The sequence below is a fragment of the Halothiobacillus diazotrophicus genome, from assembly GCF_001663815.1.
Classification (GTDB): domain Bacteria; phylum Pseudomonadota; class Gammaproteobacteria; order Halothiobacillales; family Halothiobacillaceae; genus Halothiobacillus; species Halothiobacillus diazotrophicus.
On record NZ_CP016027.1, the window covers coordinates 1928542 to 1947718 of the forward strand.

The window sequence follows — 19177 nt, forward strand, 5'->3', positions numbered from 1 at the left end:
TAAACCCCAATCCGCCGCCAAAACGCGGTATCCTGCCGCGTCGCTCTGTTCACCCATTTCCACGCCCACAAGACTATCTCCATGATCCAGCTTCAGGCCGTCAGCCTGCGTCGCGGTACGCAACTGCTCCTCGAAAACGCCAACCTCACCCTGCAGCCGGGCCATCGCCTGGGACTGGTGGGGCGCAACGGCACGGGCAAATCCAGCCTGCTCGCACTGATCGAAGGCACGCTCACGCCCGACGAAGGAGACATCGAGCGGGCCGGCGGGCAGCGCCTCGCGACCGTCGCACAGGAAATCGACGACATCGAGGTCAGCGCCATCGAGCACGTCCTGGCGGGCGACACCGAATGGGCCCGGCTGAACGCGGCCATCCAGGTGGCGGAAGCCGAAGAAGACGGCATGGCCCTCGCCACGCTCTATCATGATTTTTCCGCCATCGACGGCTTCAGTGCGCGGGCGCGCGGCGCCAAGCTGCTGGACGGCCTGGGCTTCGCCCCCGACAGCATCGACCGGCCCGTCCGTTCGTTTTCCGGCGGCTGGCGGATGCGGATCAACCTGGCGCGGGCCCTGCTGGCACCCAGTGACATCCTGCTGCTGGACGAACCCACCAACCACCTGGATCTCGACGCCGTGTTCTGGCTGGAGCAATGGCTCGTCACCTACCCCGGCAGCCTCGTCGTCGTCTCCCACGACCGCGACTTCCTCGATCAGGTCTGCACCCACATCGCCCACCTCGAAAACAAGACCCTCACCGTCTACACCGGCAACTACAGCGATTTCGAATCGATGCGTGCCGAACGACAGGCTCAGAATCAGGCCTTTGCCGCCAAGATCGCCCGCGAGCGGGCGCATCTGACCGCCTTCATCGATCGGTTCCGCGCCCAGGCCACCAAGGCGCGTCAGGCCCAGAGCCGAATCAAGGCCCTGGCGCGACTGCCGCTCATCGCCGCCACCCACGCCGACAGCACGTTCACCTTCTCGTTTCGTCCGGCCCCGAACGCCCCCGATCCGCTGCTCACGATGGAACACCTGGCGCTCGGCTACAACGGCAAGGCCCTGCTGAAGAACATCACCGCCTCGGTGCGCGCCGGGGACCGCATCGGCCTGCTGGGCGCGAACGGCGCGGGCAAGACCACCCTGATGCGCGCCCTCGCCGGGGTCGAGAAACCCATGGATGGCATCCTCCACTGCTCCGCCGGTGTCCGCATCGGCTACTACGCCCAGCACCAGCTCGAGCAACTCGACCCGCGCGACACGCCGCTCACGGCGCTGGAACGCATTGCCGGCCGGGCAACCACGCAGGAACTGCGCAACTTCCTCGGCGGCTTCGGCTTTATCGGCGACCGCGCCTTCGAGGTCATCGCACCGTTTTCCGGCGGGGAGAAGGCCCGTCTTGCCCTGGCCCTGCTGGTCTGGCAGGCGCCGAACCTGCTGCTGCTCGATGAACCGACCAACCATCTGGATCTCGAGATGCGCGAATCCCTGGCCTCGGCCCTGCAATCCTTCGAGGGCGCGCTGGTCGTCGTGTCGCATGATCGCAGTCTCATCGAACTCGTCTGCGACGGTTTCTGGCGCGTACATTCGGGCAAGGTCGAAGTATTCGAGGGCGATCTCGAGGATTACCGCCGCACCCTGGCCGACGAGCGCAGGGCAGCCAATCAGCCAGCGGAAAAACCCACAAAGCCTGCCTCAAACCCGCAGACGTCAACCTGGGCACCGGAACGTGTGAGCAAACCGGCGGCGCCCACCAAACGGGTTCAGCAACGGATCGCCGCCATCGAAACGCGTCTGGCGGAACTGACCGAGCTGTGCGCGCAAACCGATGCCGAACTCGCCGACCCGGCGCTCTATGCCGACCCGGCAAGCCCCCGCATCCAGGCGCTGAACGATCAACGCCAAGCCCTGACCCACGAACAGGCCGAACTCGAGGCCGAGTGGCTGACCCTGCAGGAATAAGGCCGCCTGGGGGCACATCACCGCCCCATTCGCCACAAAACCGTTATCAAAACGCCGCATACTGCGCAAAAAGGGGTGCACAGGGACTATGATCGCTGATCATCATCTGGCAACCTGAACGCTCCTGAGTCGTGCGCAGCCCAAGCACTGCACGACAGGCGAACCCAACCGGAACCCGAACGCGCATGGATCTACTGATTATTCGTCACGCACCCGCCGAAGACCGCGACCAGTTTGCCCTGACCGGTCTGGCCGACGATCTGCGCCCGCTCACCGAGCGCGGCATCGAGCGCATGCAGTTGGCAGCCCGCGGCGTGATGACCCTGGCATTGCCGATCGAGCGACTGATCGTGAGTCCGCTGACCCGCGCGCAGCAAACGGCCGAGATCCTGGCGCCCGCCCTGGAAATCCGCAAGTTCGATACCGAGGCCATCCTCTCGCCGGAGGCCACGATCGACAGCGTGATCGACTGGCTCCGCAAACAACCGCGCGTCGATGGCATGGCGCTGGTCGGTCACGAACCCAACCTGGGCCAACTCGCCGAAACCCTGATCCACGGGCGAGCGAACGGCAACATGCCATTGAAGAAGGGCAGTGCCATGCTGATCCGGTTCAGCGACGCGATCGCCGCGGGGCAGGGACAGCTGATCTGGTTCCTCCCGCCCGGCGTGCTGCGGGCACTGGCAGACTGACGGACCGACACCGCGCAATTCAAGGACCCGATTCGCACCATGACCGAATCCACGCACAAATGGCTCATCTCGCTGACCGTCGCCGCACTCACCATCGCGATTCTGTTCTTTCACGGCGGCCACTGGTTCCGCTTTGATCGGGGCGACATTTTTCACGGTCAGATCTGGCGCATCCTCACGGCCAACTTCACGGAGGGCAACGGCCGGCAACTGGTGGTCGATCTCGCCGGCCTGATGATCTGGACCCTGCTCGCCGCCTACCTCGAAACCGCACGGACTTACGTCATCCTGCTGCTGGGCACCGGTCTTGCCATCGGCCTGGCACTGCTGTGGTTCGACCCGCGCATCGGCGGCTACATCGGGTTGTCGGGCATTCTTCACGGTCTGTTCGCCGCCAGCGCCATCCGGCTGATCTCGCGCCGGGAATGGCTCGGCGGGCTTTCCCTGCTCACGGCCGTGGCACTGAAAATCTACTGCGAGCAGCATCTGGGCGACCTCGCTCTGGCCCGTCTGCTCGACGTACCCACGGTATTGGCGCCCCACCTCTATGGCGCCGTGGCCGGCGCGGCCATCGCATTGGCCCTACTGCTTTTTCGCCGTTGAAGGACGGCAGGGGGTGCCCGGGGGAATTCATGCGCGCCCCGGGCATCCAATACGACAGGAAAGAACGATCCGGGGCACGTATCACCGGACTGCTTGATTGAGGATCAGAACACCCGAAAACCGGGGCATCGGTGCACGCGCACCCCACGACCCCAACGTTCATGGAGATCACGCTCATGCCTGCCAACGATTTGTCGACCCTTCATGCCAGCCTCGGCCAGAGTCTCTGGCTGGACAACCTTTCCCGGGAGCTGCTGTCGGACGGCAAGCTCGCCAACCTGATCGCCAACTACGGCATTCGCGGCCTCACCTCCAACCCGGCGATCTTCAAGAAAGCCATCGTCGGCAGCCCGTTCTACACGGAAGACATCGCCACGCTGAAACGCACCTACGACGAGATCGAGGCCGTGTACGAGCATCTGGTGCTCAGCGACATCCAGCAGGCCTGCGATCTGCTGCGCCCCATCTGGGACGAAAGCCGCGGCGAGGATGGCTGGGTGAGCTGGGAGGAATCCCCGCGGATCGCCCATGACGCCGCCTCGACCGTACAAGCGGCCGAACGCCTGAAGAAACTGGCCGACCGGCCGAACCTGCTGATCAAGGTGCCCGCCACCGACGAGGGCATCGACGCCTTCGAGCAGCTGATCGGCCGCGGCATCAGCGTCAACGTCACGCTCATGTTTTCCCTCGATCAGGTCCAGCGCGTCTTCGCTGCCTATCTGCGCGGACTGAAAGCACTGCGGGAAAGCGGCGGCGCCGTCGGCCGCGTGCGGGCCGTGGCCAGCCTCTTCATGAGCCGGGTCGACACCCTGGTGGACCAGCAACTCACGGAAATCGACACCGCCCAGTCGCTGGCACTGCGCGGCAAGGCTGCTCTGGCGCTGGCCGGCATGGCCTATCAGCATTTCCGCGAAGTATTCGAAGGCGAGGCATTTTCGGAACTGGCCCAGCTGGGCGCTCGCCCCCAATACCTCCTGTGGGCCAGCACGGGCACCAAGAACCCGACCTACTCCGATGTCCTCTATGTCGAGAACCTGATCGCGCCCAAGACCATCAACACGCTGCCCGAAGCCACCCTCAAGGCCTTTGCCGAGCACGGGCGCCTGGCGTCCATGCTCAAGCCCCGCCTCGCCGAGGATCGGGATGTCTGGGCACAGCTCGCGGATGCGGGGATCGATATGGACGGTGCCGTGGGCCATCAGCTGCTGAACGAGGGGCTGGATCTGTTTGCCGAGGCCTTCGACGATCTGCTGGCCGCCATTGCGGCCACCGGCAACGTCCCTGACTGATCGAACCGCCCGACGCACATACACGGCCTGAACCCACTGTCGAGCACCCCTGAATATCCGACAATGAATATCCGACTATGAACATCCGACAATTCATACGCCGGAAAACCGATCGCGAGTGGGAAAAATTCGGCACGGACGATCCCTATTTCGGGGTCATTGCCGACGAAAAATATCGCGCGGCGCATCTGACGGAAACCGGCAAGGAGGCCTTCTTCCGATCCGGCGCCGAATATATCGACTATGTGCTCGGCAGGGTGCGCCAACTCTTCTCGCCGGACTGGCGCATCGGCAAGGCGCTGGATTTCGGCTGTGGGGTCGGCCGGCTGGTCATCCCCCTGGCCACCCATGCGCGGGCAGTCACCGGCGTCGACGTCTCGGACGCCATGCTGGCCGAAGCCCGCAGGAACTGCACGGCACGATCGATCGGCAATGCCACCTTCGTCAAATCCGACGACGACCTGTCGCGGCTCGACCAAACCTACGACTTCATCCATTCGACCATCGCGTTCCAGCACATACCCGTGCCGCGTGGCGAACACATTCTCAAACGCCTGCTGACGCTGCTCGAACCCGAAGGCATCGGCGTGCTCCACTTCAGCTACGCCGAACCCCGCCGCGCCTCCTGGGCCGCACGAATCAACCATCTCGCGATCGACTATCTACCGTTCTACCGGAACGTCCGAAACGCACGTAAGGGCCGGGGATTCTTCTACCCGGAAATGCGGATGCACGCCTACGACATGAGTGCGATTCTGTCGATCCTGCAAACCGCGGGCATCGCGAACTTCCATGCCGAATTCACCGACCACGGCGGCTTTCTCGGCATCACCCTGTATTTCCGCAAGCCCCGGTCGGATTAGCGCCGCCCTAAATTAGCATTCTCTGTAATACGCAGGTAACGACGGAACCGCATAGTGTGCGGCCGTTTTCCCCAAAACCAGAGACTCGACATGCCCATCGACAATCGCCGCGACTTTCTGCGTGCGCTCGCCGGAACCGTCGGCGCCGCAGCCGCCGTTTCCGTGTTGCCCCCCGCCATCCGCAACGCGCTCGCCATTGAGGCCAACCACCGTACCGGGACCATCAAGGACGTCGAGCACATCGTCGTCCTGATGCAGGAAAACCGGGCATTCGACCATTACTTCGGCACGATGGCCGGCGTGCGGGGGTTCGGCGACCGGTTTCCGATCCCGCTCCCCGACACGCAGAACGTTCAGGGCAAGAGCGTCTGGTATCAGACCAATGACGCCGACCCCGCCCATCCCCAGGTCATTCCGCCGTTTCACCTGAACACGGTACAAACCTTCGACTACATGCGCGTCACCGGCACGCCCCACACCTGGCTCGATGCCCAGGCCGCCTGGAACAACGGCAAGATGAACACGTGGCCAACCTACAAGCACAACCACGCCATGGGGTATTTCACGGCGGAGGACATCCCGTTCCAGTACGCACTGGCCAACGCCTTCACCCTCTGCGACGCCTATCACTCCTCGTTCCAGGGCGGCACCAACACCAACCGCCTGTTCCACTGGACGGGCACGAACGATCCGTTGGGCAAGGGCCACGGCCCGGCCACGTACAACAATTACGATCATTTCGATGGCGACCCGGGCAAGAACGGCGGATACACCTGGACGACCTACCCCGAACGTCTGGAGAAAGCGGGCATCAGCTGGCAGATCTATGAAAACATGGCCGACAACTTCACAGACAATCCATTGGCGGGGTTCAAGGTCTTCCGCGATGCGTGGTTCGAAAAGCCCGGTTATTCGAAATCGCTGAAGGCACGGGGCGTCAGTACGCGGGATCTCGACAAGCTGAAGGAAGACGTCCTGGCAGACAAGCTGCCGCAGGTTTCCTGGATCATCGCGACGGCCGACGGCTCCGAGCACCCCGATGCCTCAAGCCCGGCCCAGGGCGCGGACTATACGGCCCACGTGCTCGAAGCCCTGACCGCCAACCCGGATGTCTGGAGCAAGACGGTATTCATCGTCAATTTCGACGAAAATGACGGCTTTTTCGATCACGTTCCGCCGCCTTCGGCGCCCGCCTACACGCACTACGATGCGGATCCGAAAAAGGCGGCCTTCGCCGGTGCGTCCACCGTGGACACCACTGGGGAGTATCACGAAATCATCCTCCCCTATCAGACCAACCCGCTGGAACCGCTGGCCCTGCACCGCACTTACGGCCTGGGGCCGCGCGTACCGCTCTACGTGATCTCCCCCTGGTCCAAGGGCGGCTGGGTGAACTCGCAAGTGTTCGACCACACCTCGGTGATCCGCTTCATCGAGGAGCGCTTCGGGGTCAAGGAACCCAACATCAGCCCGTGGCGTCGCGCGGTGTGCGGCGACCTGACCAGCACACTGGACTTCAAGGATCCCGACAACACCGCGTTTTTCAAGGCGTTCCCGGATACCGTCGAACAGGCCAAGCGCGCACGCGCATTGACCAAGAAAACCACACCGGAAACCCCGACGACCCTGAGCCTGCCTGTTCAGGCCACGGGCACCCGCCCGGCGCGGGCACTGCCCTACGCCTTGCACACGTCGGCCAAGACGCACGGTGCCGACCGCATCGAACTCACCTTCGGTAACACGGGCTCGGCGGCCGCGGTCTTTCATGTCTACGACCGCAAGCACCTCGATCAGGTACCTCGCCGGTACACGGTCGAAGCGCACAAGACCCTCACGGGCAGCTGGGATCTGGCTGCGGATGGCGGCGCCTACGATCTGTGGGTACTCGGTCCGAACGGCTACCACCGGCACTTCACCGGCCATGCGACGCAATCATCGGTCGAAATCCAGGTGCAGTACGACGTGCCGGGCGAAATGGTGGTACTCGTCATGACCAACCACGGGCAAGAAGCGGCGGATTACCACGTGGCGGCCAACGCTTATTTCGACCAGGGGCCGTGGACCGGCACGGTAGTGCCCAACAGTATCGTTGAACGGCGCTGGCCACTGCAGGCCAGCAGCCACTGGTACGACTTCACACTGACGCTCCCACAGCACCCCGGATACTCGCGGCGCTTTGCCGGCCATCTGGAAACCGGCAAGCCCAGCATCAGCGACCCGGCACTGGGCGGCAAGGCCATCGGGGAGCAGGTGAAGATCGTTTAGCCATAGGATATTCAAATGGCCGCTGATCAATGAGAGGCCCCTGAGCACGCGCAATGCTATCTCGTAGCCACGGCCGGTTCGGCTGGCATCATCCACGGCAGACGTTTCGGATGATGCAGGGTGACGAGGGCGGCATTTCAGAGTTGAGCATCCGAGAAGAGGCGCGAACCCCATGAGCCACACCCTCGTCACAGGCTCAGTTTAGACGATCTGACACGCCCTTGCCCTGCAAAATCCTAAGATAGACCCCATTGATCCCAAGATCCGGTTTGGTTATGCCAAGGTCCGCTATCGCGGACTGGCCAAGAACCTGAGCCGGATCACTTTGCTGGCCGGCATGGCAAACCTGTTTCGCGCTCGAAGTTACGAGCGCCGCCATGGGATGATTGGGTCTTGAATCTGGGTAAATGCCACCAATGGTGCAGAAATTGGCCAAAACAGGCCAAAAAACAGGGGATCTCGACCCGCTTTTCCGGATTCATGAACGTGGTCGTCCAAAAATGATGTCTGAATCTGAAATCAGGCACGTGAGATCGATTTATTCAGACGTTCCCTAACCCCAATTGTTACTCCAAGAATATAGGCTTGAAATACACTCCTAAAAAACCCTTAACATCGATTATTTCTTTTAGCCTCGTCCCTGTAATCACCGCTGGTGCTTGGGCTTTTCCGCTGCCAAACGACACGTCTGTTCGGTAAAAGCCATTAGGATCTATTGTGCTAGCATCTTTGATAAAACCGGGTGAAGCCCCGGCAATTTCTGCGTAATGCCCACAAAGATTACATTTATTCGCAAAAATAGTTTTTCTGCGGGCGTAATCCAAGGTTACTTTGCGCCGAGGCGAAACCAAAAATAAGTCTTTATCTTTAGACACGCCTACAAAGGAGACCCCATCTGGGTCACTTGTCAGAGCAGTAGAGACAAACTCGCTTGAACATATTGGCCTGTTATCATTGGTAAATGAAAATGGATATATTCTCCCTGTATGAAGATTTTCAGGCGCATAGTTTTCTCCACTAGAAAGAAGCAAGCCGCACTTAGGGCAAAACAAATCAGATGGTGCCCCATCGAGAAATATCCCACCATTATCTGGCCCATAAATAAAATAGCCGACGATCACTTTGGACATGATGCATAATCTGGGTGCTGTCTGAAAAAATCTTCTGCAGCACTTGGAAAAAGGTCATAATACATATCGTAAAATTTACTCAGCGCTCTTAATAGTTGATCACGTGTAAAGTTTTGCCTGATATCGGCCCCACTGTTGTTTGACTGCGGTCTCATATGGTTCCCAAACTCATCTTCCTGCGTTCGCAGAAAATCATTTAACAGTCGATGCAAAAGTACGTGATCCGATCTGGATAAGTCCGTAAGAGGCTGGTTCTGATCACCACCAGCAAAGATAGGGTAAGAGTGATGCCTCTCAATTCTAGAATACTTTGGATCATTCAGAGTATTTCTTAATGCTGGGCCATAATACTCATACATTAATGGATCTTGTTCAATTGGAACGAACGGACTAGAAAACTCCTCCTCTGTTCCTGCCAGGGCTAGGCGGTCAATCCATCCGCCAGGGTTACCATTGGCGTAAAGATAAGTATTATTTCCGCCTGCTAGCCCGATCAGGTCACTGGATTGATACCGCCCCGTATTCGGGTCATAGTACCGATTCCAGTTGTAGAACAACCCGGTCTCGGAGTCGTAGTACTGCCCCGGGTAACGCAGATTGACCTGAATTCCATGGCCTCTGCTGTGATCCCAATCGTGGTCACGATGGCCATGGCGCTCCTGATCAGTTGAAGCCTTCGTACCAAACACATCCTCATTCCAACGCCAAACCACATGCTGCTTGGCATCGGTCGCCAGTCTCGGCGTACCCATGGCATCGGTGTGCAGGTAGTAGAGCCGTGCCGCTCGGTCGTTCTCTCTGCCTTCGTGGTGATGCAGGAAGCCCATCAGTGTAGGCGGTAACCAGTCCTTGTGGATCTTGACCTCGCCTACCGGGGAGTCGATGCGGGCGATCGGGGCGGTGTCGGTCCAGAGGTAGTCGCGCTGACCTTCGTCTCGACCTCTGACGGTTCGCTGACTGATCAGATGGCCGCTGGGGTCGTAGGTGAAGTCGGTGGTACCCGCTTCGGTGACCTTCTGCCGACGCAGGCCACGGTAGTCGTAGCGGTAGCGGGCAATGGTGATACCCCCTTGCTTGACCTCGGTCAGTCGGCCGGCGGCATCGTAGCGGTACTGGTACTTGCCGTCGTCGAGGGTGTTGCCGGCGGCATCAAGGGTCACCGCCTGGTGCCCATCCTGCGTCATACGGTTGCTTTGCGGCGCGTAGCTGTAGGCCTTGGTGGTGCCGTTCGGGCGCAGTTGGGTCAGGCGGTTGCCGTTGTCGTCATAGCTGTAGGCGTTGTGGTACTTGCCCTGCTGTTCGTCGACGAGGCGGTCGAGGGCGTCGTACTGGTAGATCGCCTGGGATTGACCACTCTGCCAGCCGGTGAGGTTGCCGTTGGCATCGTAGGTGTAGCCACGGCTGTGGGCGGCATTGCCGGTCAAGGTCCAGCTGCTGAGTTGGCCCTGGCCGGTGTAGCTGCGTTGGTCGATTAAACCATTGCCGAAGGTTTGGCTGAGGAGTTGACCGTCGGCGCGGTACTGGCGATCGCTGACGATGGGCTGGCTGTGGCCGCTCACCGTGGTACTGATGGCCTGAACCCGACCGATGGCATCCCGCTGGATGCTGGCCTTGCGGCCGTCCGGATAGATGATGCCCACGATGCGGTCACCGGCATCGTATTGGTACCGGACCTGGGTGGTGACCGGTTTGTGATGATCGTTTGCTACGCCGATATGTGTGGCCGTGACGGTATTGCCGTAGGCATCGTAGGCGTACTGCGTGGTACCGGACTGGTCTTGCACGCTGCACAGGCGGCCATTGCCGTAGCTGCAATTCTGCCCTTGATCGTAGGTCAGGCTGATATCGGCGTCGTTGGCAACTGGGCTATTCGCTTTCAGTCTGTGCCAGAGGTTATTGAAGAAACGAGTCTGATCATGATCTCGGTCGTGGTCACCATCCCAGTCCTCACGCTGTCCCGAAGACGTGGTCGCACCGCTGTAGTGGATGGCGGTCAGCCGGTTCAGGGCGTCGTAGCTATAGCTGGCAATCACGCCGCGGGCATCGGTCTTCTGAATCATGTTGCCAGCGGCATCGTAGGCGTAGGTGGTGGTGCCGCGATCCGGCGAGACTTCCTGCAGCAGATCACCGAAGTCGTCGTATTGGTAGCCGGTGGTGGCGCCGATGGGCGTGATTACCTGGCTAACCTGACCATTGGTGTCATAGCTGTAGCTGGTAGAGCCGCCGATGGCGTTGACGGTCTGGATCAGCCGGTTCAGCGGATCGTAGTTGTGGGTGGTCGGCGGGTTGTTGTTGGGGTCGGTTTGCTGGAGCAGATTTCCCACCGCATCGACCACCTGTTTTGTGATCGAGCCGCTGTCGTTGATGCTGGCCAGATGGTTGCGCAGGTCGTAGACCTCGTCGATCTTGCGAATCAGCGTCCCGTCCGGGTCGTAGGTGCTGGTCTGGCTGCGGTTGCCTCGGCTGTCGTAGGCATAGCTGACCTTGTCGCCCAGGTTGTCGGTGATGGCGGTCAACTCATGGGCATCGTCGTAGCCGTAGGTCAGCGTACGGCCATCCGGCAGCGCGACACTACTGAGTTCGTTGAAGGGTGTGTAGCTGAAGGTTGTGACCCGCGCCGCGCCACCACTGATTTGCTGGGTGATCCGGCTGACGCGGCCACGCGGATCGTAGGCGTATTGCGTCACCAGGCCGTTGGGGTCGGTTTTCTGCAGCAGACGGCCGTTGGCATCGAAGGCGTCAAACGTAGTGGTGTGGCCCAGCGCATCGGTGACGGATTTGAGCTGGCCACAGCCGCTGCCGCTCTGGCAGTCGTTGTAGCTTAGTGTGGTGATGTCGTTCACATCCGTGCGCGGGCCATCGATTTTCGTTACTTGACCGGCACTGTTATAGCCAAGGTTCAAGGTACGGCTGATGGCGCTGCAGGAAGGCGTGTCGCCATTCTCGGTGATCTGGATCGGGTTGTGCTGGGCATCGTAGGTGATGACCGTGCGCTGCGTCGCCGTGCTGCACACGCTGGGGCGGTCGATCTCGACCGGCAGAGCCAGACCGTCGCTACCGTACTGGTAGCTGACCGTACGGGCCTGCGGCGTGCCGGCGGCCTGGGTCTCGGACGTCAGGCGGTTCTGATCGTCGTAGGTATAGGTGATGGTATGGCCGTTCTCATCCGTGCTGGAAATCAGATTATTTCGGACATCGAATTGCTGGGTCAGGCCCTTGCCGTCACTTTGCGTGACGCGTGACAGCAGATTCTTGATGCCCAACTGGGACTCGAAGGTCAGCACGTCCTTGCGCCCGGCGGCATCGGTCACGGTCGTCTGGGTATCGGAATCGTAACTGAGATCGAAACGCTGCTGCCCACCGGCCAACGTATTGGTGGCGACCTTGCCGGCGCTGTCGTAGACGAAATTGTCGAAGGAGCTGACTACGCCGTTGGTGTCGACGAAGGCAACACCGGTCAGGGCATGCGGGAAACTGCTGTCGCCGTAGCTGTATTGCTTGGCGGTGCCGTCGGGGTAGCTGACCTGAGTGAGGTTGCCGGCGGCATCGTAACCGTAGCGGGTAACTTGCCCGGCCGGGTCGGTCAGGCTGGCCAGACGGCCACTGCCGTCGTAGGTGAAGCTGAGCGTGTGGCCGAACGGGCCGGTCACACTGGCGATATGGTTGCTGGCGTCGTAGGTGAAAGTCGTCGTTTGCCCGGCACGATCCGTTTCGCTCTGCAGATGACCACTCAGATCATAACGCTCGCTGGAACCATCCTGGCGCTGCACGGTATAGCCGGTGGCGTCTTGCGTCAGGGTCAGCTTGGAATCGGGATCGCCTTGCCAGACGCCGTTGGTCTGCGTGAAGGGCAGCCCCTTGCCGTCGGACTGATAGGCCGTGAGCGTACTGCCACTGATCTCAAGATGCTTGCCGACATTGGAAACCCAGCCGTAGCCCAAGCCGTGATCATTGGTATCCAGGCTGTTGTAGGCGCGGGTGAAGGATAACGTACCCGAGGGGCCTTGGTAATCGGTATCGTACTGGAACTCGTTGCCGGTGCCCGCGTCGCAGGGCTCACCGATTTGCTTTCCGGCTGAACCGTTAGAGCCAGAACAGCCTAGTTGTTTGGGTTTTGTGGGCGTAGCTAAACTACAGTTCAAATTTCCTGCATTTATGATTTGCTCAGGAAGGGGTGATTCCACACCAGAAGGTGACCTTATCCAATAAACCGAACAGGTCAATCCACCACTAGCTGTGGTTTGAACTTTTGATGGCCATGGATAGAAACCACACCAGTAATGGTTGCCATTCCGAGCCACACAGTCTGTTTCCAGTTTCTTATAGTACGCACCCTTTTGATTACAAAAAGTTTTAAAATCATTTGACTGCGCGGCCGTACACTGTGGGTACGCGAACACTGGACTCGTGAATGCAACAAGCACAAGCCCTCCCCAAAGGGCTAAATTCCATTTCATTGGGTTATCCCTGCCTGTTACAAAATTGATCATTGGTTTAAAAATTGGCACACCGTCTCTCCTTGTGTATTGCCACCCAGGTTCCTACCGGAATCCGCGGGGAAAGCTTCCTTATTCAATTTGTTGGCAAAGTTGCCATAGCCACGCGCTTTTGCATGCCCGCCAAGGCCGACATGCGGCATTGGCGGGCATGCACGCACGCGCCCTTGGCGCCAATGCTGCCTAGCCGTTGGCGCGGGCAAGTGAACCGTCTTGAAATGGGTGGGTGATGCTGATGATGGAATACGCGGCTTGAGCCTCGGCTCCGGGCCTACTCTTTGGCCTGCTCCGTGATCCGCTCCTGGCCATCCTTGGTTTTTCTTCATCGCATTGTCCTGTGCGGGAACATGAAATCAATAATCGCTAGGGTAGCTACTATTTATGACACGCACAATACAATTTTGCCTCGGTTCAGCACAGCAAATCCCCCCACGAAAAAGCCCCGCCTCACGACAGGGCTTTTCAATGAATCAACGGGTTAATTCGTCGAAATCAACTTATCGGTACATACGACGAGCACCACCCCGACTGAGACACAGCCGCCAGCGCCCTGGCTGATCGCCCGCAATCAAAAATGCCGAAGCCACCACAGCCGCAACCGGATCCCCCAGCTGCTGGTGATACCGGTTTCCGCCATGGCGATATGGCCGTCGGGCGCAATGAAGAACAGGGTCGGCGTGACGCTGACGCCGAATTTCCGGGCAATCGTGCCCTCAGGATCATTGACGACCGTCAGTTGATCCAATCCTTTCTCCACCAGATATTTACGCACCGCATCGGCATCGCCGGACTGCATCGCCACCGTGATGATCCGGTGCGTTTTCGACAGGTCGTTCAGCCAGGGTAGCTCCACGTGGCACACCGGGCACCAGGTGGCCCAGAACACCAGGGCCGTGGGCTTTCCGGGCAATCCGATGGTGGTCGTACCGCCCGAGAGGGTGGGTGCCGTAATCAACGGCAACGCGCCATGCGCCAGGGATTCCGGCACGTTGGGCGCCATGTACGCGCGGACGGCCAGGAAAATCCCGACGAACAGCGCGATCTCGATCAACCACACCAGCCAGCGACGGCGTTTTTGGGCAGGCCGTGACGGTGGCGTCGGAGGCGGGGTTTCGGAAGCGGGAGGCGTTTGAGTCATCAGGCAATCATCGCAGGTCGAACCATTGTGGTCAGTCTATCCCATAGGCGGGTGGGGTACACTGGACGGCAGTGCCGCCCGTATGAGCGCATCGAAGATCCGTCTTCGATAGCACGGGGGCCAAAAAATTACGGTACTCGATCATAGAACAGGATGTGAGACACATACACCATGCGGATTCTGATCGGCATAGCGGGCGGCATCGCCGCCTATAAAACCATCACGCTGGTTCGACGCTTGGTCGAAGCCGGTGCCGAGGTGCGCGTCGTGATGACCGAGGCGGCGGCACAATTCGTCACCCCGCTGAGCCTGCAGGCGGTATCCGGCCATCCGGTGCGCATGCAGCTGTTCGATGCCGAGGCCGAGGCGGGCATGGATCACATCGCACTCGCGCGCTGGACCGATCAGGTGGTGATCGCCCCGGCATCCGCCGACCTGATCGCCCGTTTGGCCCAGGGCATGGCGAACGATCTGCTGACCACGCTCGTCCTCGCCACGACGGCCCCCGTGACCCTGGCACCCGCCATGAACCGGCAGATGTGGGCGCACCCCGCCGTGCAGGCGAATGTGCGGACGCTCCTGAGCCGGGGCGTCCGGCTGATCGGCCCCGCTTCCGGCGCTCAGGCCTGCGGCGAGGTGGGCGCCGGGCGGATGGTCGAACCGGAGGACATCGCCCGGCAGGTGCTTGAAACGACACCCGCAAGTCCGGTCGATTGGCGCGGCAAGCGCGTCGTGATCACGGCGGGCGGCACCCGTGAGCCCATCGATCCGGTACGCTTCATCGCGAATCGCTCCTCAGGCCGGATGGGCTTTGCCCTGGCCGCCGCCGCCGCAGCCTGCGGTGCGGACGTCCGGCTGATCTGCGGCCCGAACGCACTCGATACGCCACCCGGCGTCACGCGGATCGATGTGGAAACGGCCCTGCAGATGGCCGAGGCCGTCTCTGCCATCGAATCGATGGACGTCTTCATCGGTGCGGCAGCGGTCGCGGACTATCGCGTGGCCGAAATCGCCCCGCAGAAGATGAAGAAGGACCCCGCGCAACCGGGACTGACCCTGCATCTGGTGCCCAATCCCGATATCATTGCCACCGTCGCGCGGCGGGCCAACCGGCCCTTCGTGGTCGGCTTCGCCGCCGAAACCGAACAGCTGCTCCGTCATGCCGCCGAGAAGCGCATCGCCAAGGGCATGGATCTGATCTGCGCCAACGAAGTGGGCGACGGACGCGCGTTCGATCAGCCCGACAATGCCCTGACCCTGATCTGGTCCGACGGCAGCCAGCAGCTGCCCCTGGCTCCGAAAGCAACGCTGGCGACGGAAATCGTGGCGATAATCGATGAATTGATGCGACGCACCGAATAACCACTCCCAAATCATCAAGAGACCCGACATGCACCATATCGAAGTGAAATGGCTGGACCCCCGACTGGGCGACACCATTCCCCGCCCGGACTATGCGACCGAAGGCTCCGCCGGACTGGATTTGCGGGCCTGCCTCGCCGAGCCGCTGGTACTGGCGCCCGGTCAGACGGAGCTCATCCCGACGGGCATGGCGCTGCATCTGGCCGATCCCGGTCTGGCCGCCGTGATCCTGCCCCGCTCGGGACTTGGCCACAAGCATGGCATCGTGCTGGGCAACCTCGTGGGCCTCATCGATTCGGATTACCAGGGCCAGTTGTTCGTCTCCGTCTGGAATCGCGGCAGCACCCCGTTTACCATCGAGATCGGCGAACGGATCGCCCAGCTGGTCGTGGTGCCCGTCGTTCAGGTCGCCTTCGAAACGGTCGAGGAATTCACCCCCAGCCATCGCGGCACCGGCGGCTTCGGCCACACGGGACGCAGCTAGTATTCACATCCACGCATTTGAGGAAATCGCCATGGCGCGCCATGACCCGGCCGTAACCGCAGACGTATTGATGGAGGCGCTCCCGTACATCCAGCGCCTGTTCGACAAGACCATCGTGATCAAGTACGGCGGCAACGCCATGATCGACGAATCGCTGCAGGATGCCTTCGCCCGCGACATCGTCCTGCTCAAGCAGGTCGGCCTGAACCCCGTGGTCGTCCACGGCGGCGGCCCGCAGATCAACCAGGTGTTGGAAAAGATCGGCAAGCAGGGCGAGTTCGTCCAGGGCATGCGCGTCACCGATCGCGAAACCATGGATGTAGTGCAGATGGTGCTGGGCGGCCTCGTGAACAAGGACATCGTCGCGCTCATCAACCGCCATGGCGGCCGCGCGGTGGGCCTGACCGGCCGCGATGCCGGCCTCGTGCGGGCGCGCAAGCTCACCCTGAGCCGGAAGACGCCCGAAATGCAGGTGCCCGAAATCATCGACATCGGCCATGTGGGCGAGGTGGCCTCCATCGATCCGTCGATTCTCAACGTACTGGAAAACAAGGACTTCATTCCGGTCGTCGCACCGATCGGCGTGGGCGACGACGGCGAGGCCTACAACATCAACGCCGACGTGGTCGCCAGCAAGATCGCCCAGGTGCTGGGCGCGGAAAAACTGTTGCTGCTGACCAATACGGCCGGGGTTCTGGACAAGGAAGGCAAGCTGCTGACGGGGTTGTCGGCGCGGGACGTGGAAGGCCTGATCGCCGACGGCACGATCTACGGCGGCATGCTGCCCAAGATCGATTTTGCCCTGGATGCCGTTCGGGGTGGCGTCAAGACGGTTCAGATCATCGACGGGCGCGTCCCCCACGCAGTCCTGCTGGAGCTGCTGACCGACCGCGGCGTCGGCACCCTGATCCGGGGCTGATATCCGACACGGACCATACCGGACATCGCTGGTCCGGCTTAGCGATCCGACCCAGCCTTCCGCGCGCCCTTCAACTCATCGAACCGCTTGAGGTCGTGGTCGAATTGTCTTGTGACATCCTCGCGCACGCCGTATAGCTCTGCCAGATTTTTGCGCAGCTGGACGATGTCGCGGTTGGCCGAGGCAACCTCCGACGGTTGATCGGACCGCGCCCGGACATCCGCCCGCTTCAGGGCATCTTCCACTTGCTTGATTTGGGCATTGACCTCTGCAAGGCGCTGGCTCCGAGCACGTTCGATATCTGCCCGGCTGGCATATAACTGAAGCAGGACCCGATCCTTCTGCGCCTGTTCCTCGGCCGCCTTGGCCGCCTCTTCGCGCTTCCGTTCCTCGGCCGCGGCGGCTGCGAGTTCCTCGGGCGTCTTGGCCCGATCGATATGCCGGATCACCGCCCCGGTTGCGGGATTGATGATGTCGTAGCCATGTGCCGCCTGACCGGAAGGCATGTTGTCGCCATAATGCAGACGACCGTCCGGTGTGGTCCAACGATAGAGTTCCGCCTCAGCCACGAGGGGGCTTAAAATCAGCCCCATCAACCCGGCCAGCAGGGCGGCACACCGCAGGCACTTGGAGGTTGCGAAGGTTTTTTGCACTGAAGACATATCCTTACCCGCCGACAATCCCTAACTGTTTGGCGCCTATCATCGCGTGGCGCGTTCGTCCTGACAAGTCGCGTTCTTGACGCCACGAACGGACGGCCACTAGAGTAACATTCAATAAACCACTAGAATGTTTTCACCCGCTCTCGAACAGCCTGCAACCCATCCCCGGATCACCCATGCACTTATCTCGTACAACCTGCCGCCTGACGGCGAGGGCTCCCCTTCTCCGGCTTGCCGTGTCAGAATTCGCGTCACCGAGCGCATCCTCTGGAACGCCCTGTCCAACAGCGGGTCTCACAACCGCCGACCGGCCCATGCCGCGCGCCACCCTTCAGTACGGAGTCCATTCATGAGTCACGGATTCAGCGCCCTGCGCACCCATCTGGCGCAATTCATCGTGGGACAGTCCGCCCTGGTCGACCGCCTGCTGATCGGGTTGCTGACGGGGGGGCATCTTCTGGTGGAAGGCCTGCCCGGCCTGGCCAAGACCACGGCGGTCAAGGCATTGGCCGAAGGCGTACACGCCCGCTTCAAGCGCATCCAGTTCACCCCCGACCTGCTGCCGACCGATCTGCTGGGCAACGAGATCTACCATCCGGAAACCCGTACGTTCTCGTTCCAGCCGGGGCCGCTGTTCAATGAAATCATCCTGGCCGACGAGATCAACCGGGCGCCGGCCAAGGTTCAGTCCGCCCTGCTCGAAGCCATGGCCGAGCGTCAGGTCACCGTGGCGGGGGAAAGCCGACCGCTGCCGGAATTGTTCCTCGTGATGGCCACCCAGAACCCGTTGGAACAATCCGGCACCTATCCGCTGCCGGAAGCCCAGCTGGACCGGTTCATGCTGCACGTGGCGCTCGATTACCCGAGCCGGCAGGACGAATACGACATTCTGGCCCGGACGCTCTCGGGCACCTTGGGCGGCAAGGCCGTATCCGAAAGCCAACTGACCGTCCCGCAGGTGCTCGCCGCCCGGAAGAGCGTGCAATCGGTCCATTGCGATCCCGCCCTACAACGCTGGGTGGTCGACGTGGTCGCCAGCACCCGCCAACCCGAAGCGGCCGCATCGGGTCTTTCCGGACTCGCCGGCATGGTGCTCGTCGGTGCTTCCCCCCGGGGTGCCCTGGCCTGGGTACAGGCGGCGCGCGCCCTGGCCTGGCTCGACGAACGGGATTTCATCAGTCCGGACGATCTGCTGACCCTGGCCGGCGACGCCCTGCGCCATCGGATCATCATGAGTCCGAAGGCTCTGGTCGCCGGCGTGACGCGCGACCACGTCATCCAGCAGATCTGCACCCACCTGCCGCCGCCCTGATTC

14 protein-coding genes are annotated in these 19177 nt (G+C 61.2%); 10 read left to right on the forward strand and 4 right to left on the reverse strand.

The genetic code is table 11. The features are described 5' to 3' along the window. Window positions 1-81: 81 nt before the first annotated feature. The 6 genes from A9404_RS08395 (at window position 82) to A9404_RS08420 (ending at window position 7671) form a co-directional block, all read left to right on the forward strand. Complete coding sequence (locus A9404_RS08395) at window positions 82-1959, forward strand: ABC-F family ATP-binding cassette domain-containing protein (RefSeq protein ID WP_066100170.1); 1878 nt, start codon at window positions 82-84, stop codon at window positions 1957-1959. 185 nt (window positions 1960-2144) lie between these two features. Further along, window positions 2145-2651 carry a phosphohistidine phosphatase SixA gene (gene sixA, locus A9404_RS08400; RefSeq protein WP_066100174.1) on the forward strand — a complete coding sequence of 169 codons (507 nt, stop codon included), beginning with the start codon at window positions 2145-2147 and terminating at the stop codon, window positions 2649-2651. A gap of 39 nt (window positions 2652-2690) precedes the next feature. Beyond that, the gene (gene rrtA / locus A9404_RS08405) at window positions 2691-3254 is read left to right on the forward strand and encodes a rhombosortase (RefSeq protein ID WP_066100176.1); all 564 of its coding nucleotides are present in this window, start codon (window positions 2691-2693) and stop codon (window positions 3252-3254) included. A 176-nt stretch (window positions 3255-3430) separates the two neighbouring features. After that, a complete protein-coding gene (gene tal / locus A9404_RS08410) occupies window positions 3431-4543 on the forward strand; it encodes a transaldolase (protein WP_066103080.1) in 1113 nt (370 codons plus the stop codon). 77 nt (window positions 4544-4620) lie between these two features. Beyond that, window positions 4621-5406 (forward strand): class I SAM-dependent methyltransferase, encoded by a 786-nt coding sequence (locus tag A9404_RS08415; protein ID WP_066100180.1) that lies wholly within the window; start codon window positions 4621-4623, stop codon window positions 5404-5406. Between the two features lie 90 nt (window positions 5407-5496). Then, window positions 5497-7671, forward strand: coding sequence for a phosphocholine-specific phospholipase C (locus tag A9404_RS08420; RefSeq protein WP_066100184.1), 2175 nt, complete (start codon window positions 5497-5499; stop codon window positions 7669-7671). A 566-nt stretch (window positions 7672-8237) separates the two neighbouring features. On the opposite strand, the gene A9404_RS13425 is transcribed toward A9404_RS08420, so the two are convergent. The 3 genes from A9404_RS13425 to A9404_RS08440 all read right to left on the reverse strand — a co-directional run bounded on the left by A9404_RS13425 (window position 8238) and on the right by A9404_RS08440 (window position 14435). Next, complete coding sequence (locus A9404_RS13425; protein ID WP_156521291.1) at window positions 8238-8801, reverse strand: hypothetical protein; 564 nt, start codon at window positions 8799-8801, stop codon at window positions 8238-8240. Next, window positions 8789-12943, reverse strand: a complete 4155-nt coding sequence (locus A9404_RS08435) for an RHS repeat-associated core domain-containing protein (RefSeq protein WP_197490313.1) — start codon at window positions 12941-12943, stop codon at window positions 8789-8791. Before A9404_RS08435 ends, A9404_RS13425 begins: the two co-directional genes overlap by 13 nt. A 922-nt stretch (window positions 12944-13865) precedes the next feature. After that, window positions 13866-14435, reverse strand: a complete 570-nt coding sequence (locus A9404_RS08440) for a protein disulfide oxidoreductase (protein ID WP_066100197.1) — start codon at window positions 14433-14435, stop codon at window positions 13866-13868. Between the two features lie 171 nt (window positions 14436-14606). Here A9404_RS08440 and coaBC point away from each other — a divergent pair, with 171 nt between their 5' ends. From coaBC to argB, 3 genes are read left to right on the forward strand one after another with little or no spacing between them, the layout of a single operon-like run. Beyond that, on the forward strand, window positions 14607-15797 hold the full coding sequence (gene coaBC, locus A9404_RS08445) for a bifunctional phosphopantothenoylcysteine decarboxylase/phosphopantothenate--cysteine ligase CoaBC (protein WP_066100200.1): 1191 nt from the start codon (window positions 14607-14609) through the stop codon (window positions 15795-15797). Window positions 15798-15825: 28 nt separating this feature from the next. After that, window positions 15826-16281 (forward strand): dUTP diphosphatase, encoded by a 456-nt coding sequence (gene dut, locus A9404_RS08450; protein WP_066100203.1) that lies wholly within the window; start codon window positions 15826-15828, stop codon window positions 16279-16281. A gap of 31 nt (window positions 16282-16312) precedes the next feature. After that, window positions 16313-17200: an acetylglutamate kinase gene (argB, locus tag A9404_RS08455; protein ID WP_066100206.1), complete on the forward strand. Its 888-nt coding sequence runs from the start codon at window positions 16313-16315 to the stop codon at window positions 17198-17200. Window positions 17201-17238: 38 nt separating this feature from the next. On the opposite strand, the gene A9404_RS08460 is transcribed toward argB, so the two are convergent. Next, window positions 17239-17853, reverse strand: a complete 615-nt coding sequence (locus tag A9404_RS08460) for a DUF4124 domain-containing protein (protein WP_066100209.1) — start codon at window positions 17851-17853, stop codon at window positions 17239-17241. A gap of 358 nt (window positions 17854-18211) precedes the next feature. Between A9404_RS08460 and A9404_RS08465 the strand changes: the two genes are divergently transcribed. Next, window positions 18212-19174 carry an AAA family ATPase gene (locus A9404_RS08465; protein WP_066100213.1) on the forward strand — a complete coding sequence of 321 codons (963 nt, stop codon included), beginning with the start codon at window positions 18212-18214 and terminating at the stop codon, window positions 19172-19174. Window positions 19175-19177: the final 3 nt, after the last annotated feature.

Excerpts from the sequence above, each read along its gene's own strand:
- A9404_RS08395 (WP_066100170.1), top strand. The coding sequence starts at position 82 with ATGATCCAGCTTCAGGCCGTCAGCCTGCGTCGCGGTACGCAACTGCTC.
- sixA (WP_066100174.1), top strand. The coding sequence starts at position 2,145 with ATGGATCTACTGATTATTCGTCACGCACCCGCCGAAGACCGCGACCAG.
- rrtA (WP_066100176.1), top strand. The coding sequence starts at position 2,691 with ATGACCGAATCCACGCACAAATGGCTCATCTCGCTGACCGTCGCCGCA.
- tal (WP_066103080.1), top strand. The coding sequence starts at position 3,431 with ATGCCTGCCAACGATTTGTCGACCCTTCATGCCAGCCTCGGCCAGAGT.
- A9404_RS08415 (WP_066100180.1), top strand. The coding sequence starts at position 4,621 with ATGAACATCCGACAATTCATACGCCGGAAAACCGATCGCGAGTGGGAA.
- A9404_RS08420 (WP_066100184.1), top strand. The coding sequence starts at position 5,497 with ATGCCCATCGACAATCGCCGCGACTTTCTGCGTGCGCTCGCCGGAACC.
- A9404_RS13425 (WP_156521291.1), bottom strand. The coding sequence starts at position 8,801 with ATGTCCAAAGTGATCGTCGGCTATTTTATTTATGGGCCAGATAATGGT.
- A9404_RS08440 (WP_066100197.1), bottom strand. The coding sequence starts at position 14,435 with ATGACTCAAACGCCTCCCGCTTCCGAAACCCCGCCTCCGACGCCACCG.
- coaBC (WP_066100200.1), top strand. The coding sequence starts at position 14,607 with ATGCGGATTCTGATCGGCATAGCGGGCGGCATCGCCGCCTATAAAACC.
- dut (WP_066100203.1), top strand. The coding sequence starts at position 15,826 with ATGCACCATATCGAAGTGAAATGGCTGGACCCCCGACTGGGCGACACC.
- argB (WP_066100206.1), top strand. The coding sequence starts at position 16,313 with ATGGCGCGCCATGACCCGGCCGTAACCGCAGACGTATTGATGGAGGCG.
- A9404_RS08465 (WP_066100213.1), top strand. The coding sequence starts at position 18,212 with ATGAGTCACGGATTCAGCGCCCTGCGCACCCATCTGGCGCAATTCATC.